The sequence below is a fragment of the Neobacillus bataviensis LMG 21833 genome (assembly GCF_000307875.1).
GTDB classification, from domain to species: Bacteria; Bacillota; Bacilli; order Bacillales; family Cytobacillaceae; genus Neobacillus; species Neobacillus bataviensis.
The window spans coordinates 20,645-27,682 of sequence record NZ_AJLS01000140.1 but is presented as its reverse complement, the minus strand read 5'-3'; the positions used below and the strand labels follow the sequence as shown (position 1 = coordinate 27,682).

The window sequence follows — 7,038 nt, the reverse complement described above, 5'->3', positions numbered from 1 at the left end:
GTCATGGTGACTTCTAGACGCAACACTTCCAGAAATCGGCCTACTTCTGTCATGGTGACTTCTAGACGCAACACTTCCAGAAATCGGCCTACTTCCGTCATGGTAACTTCCAGACGCAATACTTCTAGAAATCGTCCTACTTCCGTCATGGTGACTTCTAGACGCAATACTTCTAGAAATCGCCAAACTTCTATAATGGTAACTTCAAGAAGAAATACTTCAAGAAGAAATACCTCAAGACGAAATACCTCAAGAGGAAATACTTCAAGACGAAATACTTCAAGAAGAAATACCTCGAGAAGAAATACCTCGAGAAGAAATACTTCTAGACGAAATACTTCTAGACGAAATACCTCAAGAAGAAATACCTCAAGAAGAAATACGTCTAGACGAAATGGCTCCAGATGCTGTAATCGTTCACGTTGGAACCGTACAAGACAAGACAACTTCGGATGGAGCGCAACACCAAATGATGATTTTGAAGTGGAAGGCTATGTTTTGGATAAAAACATCTGGAGACCTGTTAGGAAATAACCATTTCTTTGAATAGAATCTAAAAGATGCCAATCTGGCATCTTTTTTCTACTCCAATTTTGTTAATTTACTTTGTAAGTATATTCTCCTTTCTTCGATATAGTTGGCAATCACTTCTCGCTCCTGATCAAAGGCATCGATAGTTTGTTTCTTAAAAGGATCCTGAAGCACATAAGGACGAATAATCTGAAGTAGTTTTTCAACCCTTGGCATCATAAATTCAATAGTAAATTGATGGTTCATTATTTCGTCAAGCAGGTTTCGATAGCGCCCTCGATATTGCGGAGTATCCAAAAGCCTTGCAGTTAATGTATTAAATCCATCTATCGGGACATAATTCGCTTCCATTACCTTCCCATTCACATCTCTCCCCCATGTTGCATCGTAATCCCATGGTATGACTTCGAATAACCCGGTTTCTCCATTCCGATAAAGAGCATAGTTATGAACGAATCCATCATAGTTTGATGTAAAAATAATCCCGGCAATCCAGCGTAGATATTTATCAACGTCAACAAATCTCAGTATTTCTTTTTCAAAATCATTCTGTGAAAGAGTATTGATGTTAAAGATAAATTCCTGTAAATAATAGTCATCTTCTGCGGTTCCATGTTTTCTTTCATAGCCTAATTCCAAGGAGGTTTTCGTGATTTTATCTAAATCACTCATTAGTGAAAAGTTTGCATCACCGTCTACAGCATAAAAAATACTTCCATCTGCCAGATTTCTTCGTTTTAAAAAGTTCTCGTCCACAGATTCAATTTCCAAATAAACCCCTTCAACCCTTCCATTTTGCATTAAAAAAATATGCCTCGATTGAGGGGATAACACGCCAATCTCTGAAAAAAAATCAAAGGATAACTTGTTTCGGATGAGCGATGGATCCTTGAATTCAGCGTTAAGATGGAATCGGTTAGATCCCCTAAACCTTTTTGGATTATAAAAAGCAATTTGATAAGACTTTTTGGCAAAATCACGAATATGAGATCCACGGTAACTTAAATCAACTTCGAGCCTTTTTCCTTCTATCGTTAATTGAGCGGGAATCGGTTCATCAATCCAAATATCTCTTCGGAGTTCCTTAAGGTCGATTGGTTTAATAAAAAGTTTATATTGCGGGATGCCTGTATCCTCATCCATGTCCTTTCCTCCCCCTTCCCTTATTTCTATGAAGAAAAACGAAGGAAGGTCACGACTAGGTCGCATTTTTTCATATCATAGGCGTTTGTCCCAAACAAGGACAACCGTACAGACGTAAATTGGTAAAAGAAGAGTGAGTTTTAGGGACAAAAAATATGTAAATCGCCTTTCGTACTCTCTTTTCTAGAATTAAAGGAGGTGCAATTATGAGTGAATTTTCACCTGAGGAGATTCAAAATGCCGCAGATGAGGTAAGACGCGGTGGGTTCGGAGACTTTATGTTCAGAGACCCGGGGCAAAATCGCAGGACAACACGCAGAAGGACTACACGGCGTCAAATGACATCACGGAGAAGGACTTCGAGCCGAGATACTTCCAGAAATCGAAACACATCTCGAAGAAATACGTCAAGAAGGCGAACTTCAAGAAGACCTACCAGTAGATGTTGTTCAGGTTGGAGGAACACATCACGTGGCAATGAACAAACAAAAAGTTGTTGGGAAGACGGCAATATGTGGGAATATTATGTTCGAAGTCGAAGATAAACAGTCTGGCAAAAAATGGGGAAGGCAACCATTGCTCCTTTCCCATTTTTCTTTGATTAGCTTATTTTTTCTCAGGAATCACACAGCTGCCATCCGCACAACTGACATCATCTTCTGTTGAGAGATCCTGCAGCACAGGCACAGGTGATTCTTCCTCCCAAACCTTTTCTAAGGCACCTTTGAATGTTTCAATCGGCTGCGCACCTGAGATGGCGTATTTAGAATTGATAATAAAATACGGTACACCGGTAATCTGATACTGCTGGGCTATACCTTCATCTGCCCGAACTTCATTGGCATAGGCGGTTTTATCATTGAGAACCGTTAATGCTTCTTGGCGATTTAACCCTGATGCCTCGGCAAGATCAGCCAATGTTTCGATATCTCCAATATGCTTTGCTTCGGTAAAATAGCCCTGAAGGAGTTTTTCAGAGAGTAAAGCTTCTTTCCCTTGCGTTTTTGCAAATTTTGCTAAACGATGGGCATCAAACGTATTAGTCGGCTTCATATTATCAAAATTAAACGTTAATCCAACGGTTGCAGCCTGCTGGCCGACACCGTGATTGGCCTGTTTAGCCTGGTCAATACTCATGCCATATTTTTTTGCTAATACCTCATGGATATTTTGACCACTGTATTCCGGTGAATTCGGATCAAGCTCAAAGCTTTTGAATTCCACCTCTACCTGATCTTTATGGGGAAATTGATGTAACGCCTCTTCTAAGCGGCGCTTACCAATATAACAAAACGGACATACATAGTCTGACCACACTTCAATTTTCATCCATTACACCTCATTTTTCTTAGGTTACGAATATAGTACCATACCTCGATTAAAAACCAATACAATGTGCTCACGTGATAAAATCGGTAAGATGTGTAAAGGAAAGGATTTCTTTTATAATAGTTGAATTAATAGAATAGCAAGAAAATATATTTGAGGTGATTATATGACAAACAATTTTCATTTTTCACATCGATTAAAGGTTCGTTATTCCGAAATTGATGGCCAAAAAATAGTTTTTAATGCCCATTATTTGACTTATATCGATGTGGCTGTCACAGAGTATTTTCAAGAGGGTTTAGGGCTTGAGTTAGGTGAAACTGATTTTGATTTTGTCTTGGCAAAATCGACTTTAGAGTATAAAAACTCTGCCTATCTGAATGATTGGCTAACGATTTGGTGCAGAATGGGAAAAGTTGGCAACACGAGTATGACCATGAATTGCATGATTACCCGTGACGGGGCCGAGAAACCTGTCCTTTTAGCAGAAATCATTTATGTCAGTTATGATCCTGAGACAAAGACAGCAAGACCTGTACCGGAATTCGTTCGGGCAAAAATTGATCAGTTGGAAAACGGAATTTTCAGCTAACCTTTTCTTCTATAATAGTTTTTTCCAAGTGATCACAAAAAAAGGCGGAATCTGAAACATATATTTCTCGAGCTTGGAAATAATAACATCGATAAAACTGGAAGGGATGGGATGTTTGATGTCGTTAGAATGGTTTGACAGAGTATGTGCAGAATTGCAGGATCACCTGGAATCAATTTGTGAAGAATATGATCAGGTTGGCCAAATGACAATTGAAAGAGCCGCCAAACATCCAAGGATTGAGTTTTTCGTGGATACCGCGGATGTCGACACCGAAGAACTTGACCGTGATTATTTCTGTTCGCTGTTCTTTGACCCGCAAAACGAAGAGTTTTACATTGATAGCTTCGATGTAGACAGCGGGCATACGGCGAAAATCATCCTTTCAGACATTGAGGAGATTATCGAGGAAGTCCATGCAAGTCTTCATGACTACATCAACGGCGATGACCATTACACAGAAGACGGGGTCTATTTGCAGTCGGATGAAGAATTTGATGATGCAGATTGTGAAACCATTGATAATGAGGAAGAATACTTTGAAGCAGAACAGGTCAACAGCGATGATATTTTTGAAGAAATAGATGTTGATTGGTCAACCCCTGAGGTAACTGCCTTCAAGCATGAAGATGAAGTGGAGGTCACCTATCAGTTCGGGGTCGTCCAAGCAACTGGTGACGGTGTCCTCAAACGGGTTAACCGGATCTGGACAACCGATGACGAGTTGATTAAAGACGAATCCCATTTCATTTTTAGCCGGGAAGAAGCAACCACGATTATCGCGATGATTGCTAGCCACATGGATCAATTAAGCGAGTTTGATTTTGATGACATGCCGTAACATACATGGGAGCAGCCAATTGGTTGCTCTCTTTTATTAGTCCACAGTGTAATCAATTTCAATCAAATCCCAAGCGGTGATAATGCCCAGTGGTGCCTCATCTATTTCCCCATTTTCGGTAATGATAACACCCTCGATTTTCCGTTTCTTTTTATGGGCTTTTTCAAAAATAGTTTCAACCTCAAATATATTAATGCTTTTATCGAAAATCTCAATCGGACGGTCTTTTTCGTACTCCATAATATCCGAAACACGTATATCTGAAAGATTTACCTGACCGTTTTCCATGTGTTCTGCCATCCATTTCACTATGGATCCTGCGGTCAATAGGCCGATGCATTTTTTATTTTTATAGATAGGGAATTTGGAATAACCAAATTTTTTAATTGCTTCTGTTACTTTTAAGATGCTATCCTGAACATCAAAATAAACCACATTTTTAGAAGCGATGGAAAGGGCGTAATTGGGACGGCTTAATACGTTGGCAATTTTTTCGATATGATTGACGACCTTGGCATTTGGCTCGGCAATATAAAAGCCAACTTCCATTTTTTCATGCACGATGGCATTACGAAGCCGTGCGTATTGCTCTAAATCTTTCTTAAAGGTTTCGATAATTTGATATTTTTTTGCGCCTACTTTTACCAACACTACGAATCTTTCATCATTAATTTGAACGATATCTCGTAAAGCGTCATGAACCTGATTGAAAGCAACTTCAAAACGTTCCGATAATAGCTGCACTTGTTTTTTATTCATATTATGCTCTCCCATATTTAAATCACAATCTTAATCTAATATAATCACTATTTTTATCGTAAAATCAATACTGGAAATTTTCAAGAAATCATTAATTCTTATTTTGCTTGGTCATTATCCTATTATTTTATCAAAAAGAAGAACTGTATCCAATTGGATACAGCCCGCTTTTTTAAAAATCACCAATCCCTATCCGGTCGGCAACTTTATTTTATCTAATATAGTTGATAAATAACTTCTAACGGTGCCAATGGTTTTATCCTGTTGATTAGAGGCTGCATTTCCATCATCCAATTCAGTAGCACTTGATTCCGCATCCATTAGTTCGGGTGAGTAAATCCGCTTTCCTTCGATAATACTGCGAATGGAGAAGGCTAACTCCTCGCTCGGACTGTCTTTCAATAAATAAGCCCGAACATCTGCCTCTAAAGCACGCCTGAAATAACCCGGCCTTGCAAAGGTTGTTAAAATGATTATTTTGCAGAGAGAAGAATTTATTGCTTCAGCTGCCTCAAGCCCAGTCATTTTGGGCATCTCAATATCCATTAGGCATACATCGGGCTGCAGTTGATGGATAAGAGTAAGAGCCTCTTCTCCATTGCCCGCCATACCTACCACTTCCATATCATCTTCCAAATTGAGGAGGGAACCCATTGCCGCTAACAGCAATTCCTGATCTTCCGCAATGACAATTCGTATCATATTTGTTCTCCCCTTATTTAGTGACCGCTAGTAAACAGAGACTCCCCTTTAAAGAGGGGAGTTAGTTATTGCTTTATACTTCAGGTTTCGCATGAATAGAAACCCTTTTTTTAACAGTTGATTTGATATCTTTAAAGCTCACAAAATTCTTGTTTTTCTCATCCCATAAGCGGAAACGAAGTGAACGTAAGCTTGTCGCAATTGTGATGGTTGGGACATTTTGTAACGGAGGCGTATTTTTGTGTGCCTCCTCGAGTTTATAGTTAGGCACTCTAGGACTTAAATGGTGTACATGGTGAAAACCAATATTTCCGGTTAGAAATTGCATAATTTTTGGAAGCTTATAAAAAGAACTTCCCTCTACCGCGGCTTTCACATATTCCCACTCTTTATCTTCTTCAAAATAAGAATCTTCAAATGTATGCTGTACATAAAACAGCCAAATCCCTGCTGCTCCTGACATCATGAAGATTGTGCCCTGTACTAACAGAAACGACTGCCATCCTAATGCCCAACAGAATAAGGCAATCAAAGCAACAATGATAACATTCGTTAAATAAGTGTTGTTACGTTCTTTCGTTCTTGCACCTTTGCGGTTAAATCTATTTTTAAGAGCAAACACGTAAATCGGCCCTAATCCAAACATCACCAAAGGATTACGATAAAAACGATAGGCTAAACGGAGTCCAAGTGGTGCAGCTACATATTCATCGACAGTAAGCGTCCAAATATCTCCAGTACCTCTTTTATCCAAGTTACCACTTGTCGCATGATGAACCGAATGCTCATGCCCCCATTGATCAAATGGGAAGAGGGTTAAAACACCCATAACGGTTCCAACTGCTCGATTGGCACGGCGGCTTTTAAAGAATGAATGGTGGGTACAATCATGAAAGATAATGAAAACCCGTACTAAATACCCGGCAGCAAGGACTGATGGAACCAATGCTAACCAATAGGAGACGGCAAGGCTTTGATAGGCAAGAAACCAAAAAATCATAAATGGCACCACCGTGTTGATGATTTGCCATACACTTTGCTTTGTCGTTGATTTTTCAAAAGGAGTCATTTGCTTTTTTAAGTTCTTCGTATTTTGTGTAGTCATATGGTTGAATTCCCTTCTTGGAATGTGGCGTTAAAT

At 39.3% G+C, this 7,038-nt stretch carries 9 protein-coding genes; 3 read left to right on the top strand and 6 right to left on the bottom strand.

Translation table 11 applies throughout. The features are described from left to right. Positions 1-446, bottom strand: a 446-nt coding sequence (locus tag BABA_RS26180; protein ID WP_007087501.1) for a hypothetical protein, incomplete at its 3' end; no start/stop codon positions are given. Between the two features lie 136 nt (positions 447-582). Further along, a complete protein-coding gene (locus BABA_RS22215) occupies positions 583-1,674 on the bottom strand; it encodes a CotH kinase family protein (protein WP_007087500.1) in 1,092 nt (363 codons plus the stop codon). A gap of 206 nt (positions 1,675-1,880) precedes the next feature. On the opposite strand from BABA_RS22215, the gene BABA_RS28540 reads away from it, so the two are divergent. Next, positions 1,881-2,219, top strand: a complete 339-nt coding sequence (locus BABA_RS28540; protein ID WP_420806024.1) for a CotG/ExsB N-terminal domain-containing protein — start codon at positions 1,881-1,883, stop codon at positions 2,217-2,219. A gap of 61 nt (positions 2,220-2,280) precedes the next feature. Here the strand turns inward: BABA_RS28540 and BABA_RS22210 are convergent, their stop codons facing one another. Next, complete coding sequence (locus tag BABA_RS22210) at positions 2,281-3,003, bottom strand: DsbA family oxidoreductase (RefSeq protein ID WP_007087499.1); 723 nt, start codon at positions 3,001-3,003, stop codon at positions 2,281-2,283. A 166-nt stretch (positions 3,004-3,169) separates the two neighbouring features. Between BABA_RS22210 and BABA_RS22205 the strand changes: the two genes are divergently transcribed. After that, positions 3,170-3,595: an acyl-CoA thioesterase gene (locus BABA_RS22205; protein WP_007087498.1), complete on the top strand. Its 426-nt coding sequence runs from the start codon at positions 3,170-3,172 to the stop codon at positions 3,593-3,595. 118 nt (positions 3,596-3,713) lie between these two features. Continuing rightward, on the top strand, positions 3,714-4,436 hold the full coding sequence (locus tag BABA_RS22200; protein WP_007087497.1) for a hypothetical protein: 723 nt from the start codon (positions 3,714-3,716) through the stop codon (positions 4,434-4,436). A gap of 36 nt (positions 4,437-4,472) precedes the next feature. Here the strand turns inward: BABA_RS22200 and BABA_RS22195 are convergent, their stop codons facing one another. The 3 genes from BABA_RS22195 to desA all read right to left on the bottom strand — a co-directional run bounded on the left by BABA_RS22195 (position 4,473) and on the right by desA (position 7,002). Then, positions 4,473-5,195: a CBS domain-containing protein gene (locus tag BABA_RS22195; RefSeq protein ID WP_007087496.1), complete on the bottom strand. Its 723-nt coding sequence runs from the start codon at positions 5,193-5,195 to the stop codon at positions 4,473-4,475. 189 nt (positions 5,196-5,384) lie between these two features. Beyond that, positions 5,385-5,897, bottom strand: a complete 513-nt coding sequence (locus BABA_RS22190) for a response regulator (RefSeq protein WP_007087495.1) — start codon at positions 5,895-5,897, stop codon at positions 5,385-5,387. 73 nt (positions 5,898-5,970) lie between these two features. Beyond that, positions 5,971-7,002, bottom strand: a complete 1,032-nt coding sequence (desA, locus tag BABA_RS22185) for a Delta(5) desaturase DesA (protein ID WP_007087494.1) — start codon at positions 7,000-7,002, stop codon at positions 5,971-5,973. Between the last annotated feature and the right edge of the window lie 36 nt (positions 7,003-7,038).

What these genes read in the sequence shown, in the direction of transcription:
- BABA_RS22215 (WP_007087500.1), bottom strand. Translation starts at nt 1,674, where the DNA reads ATGGATGAGGATACAGGCATCCCGCAATATAAACTTTTTATTAAACCA.
- BABA_RS28540 (WP_420806024.1), top strand. Translation starts at nt 1,881, where the DNA reads ATGAGTGAATTTTCACCTGAGGAGATTCAAAATGCCGCAGATGAGGTA.
- BABA_RS22210 (WP_007087499.1), bottom strand. Translation starts at nt 3,003, where the DNA reads ATGAAAATTGAAGTGTGGTCAGACTATGTATGTCCGTTTTGTTATATT.
- BABA_RS22205 (WP_007087498.1), top strand. Translation starts at nt 3,170, where the DNA reads ATGACAAACAATTTTCATTTTTCACATCGATTAAAGGTTCGTTATTCC.
- BABA_RS22200 (WP_007087497.1), top strand. Translation starts at nt 3,714, where the DNA reads ATGTCGTTAGAATGGTTTGACAGAGTATGTGCAGAATTGCAGGATCAC.
- BABA_RS22195 (WP_007087496.1), bottom strand. Translation starts at nt 5,195, where the DNA reads ATGAATAAAAAACAAGTGCAGCTATTATCGGAACGTTTTGAAGTTGCT.
- BABA_RS22190 (WP_007087495.1), bottom strand. Translation starts at nt 5,897, where the DNA reads ATGATACGAATTGTCATTGCGGAAGATCAGGAATTGCTGTTAGCGGCA.
- desA (WP_007087494.1), bottom strand. Translation starts at nt 7,002, where the DNA reads ATGACTACACAAAATACGAAGAACTTAAAAAAGCAAATGACTCCTTTT.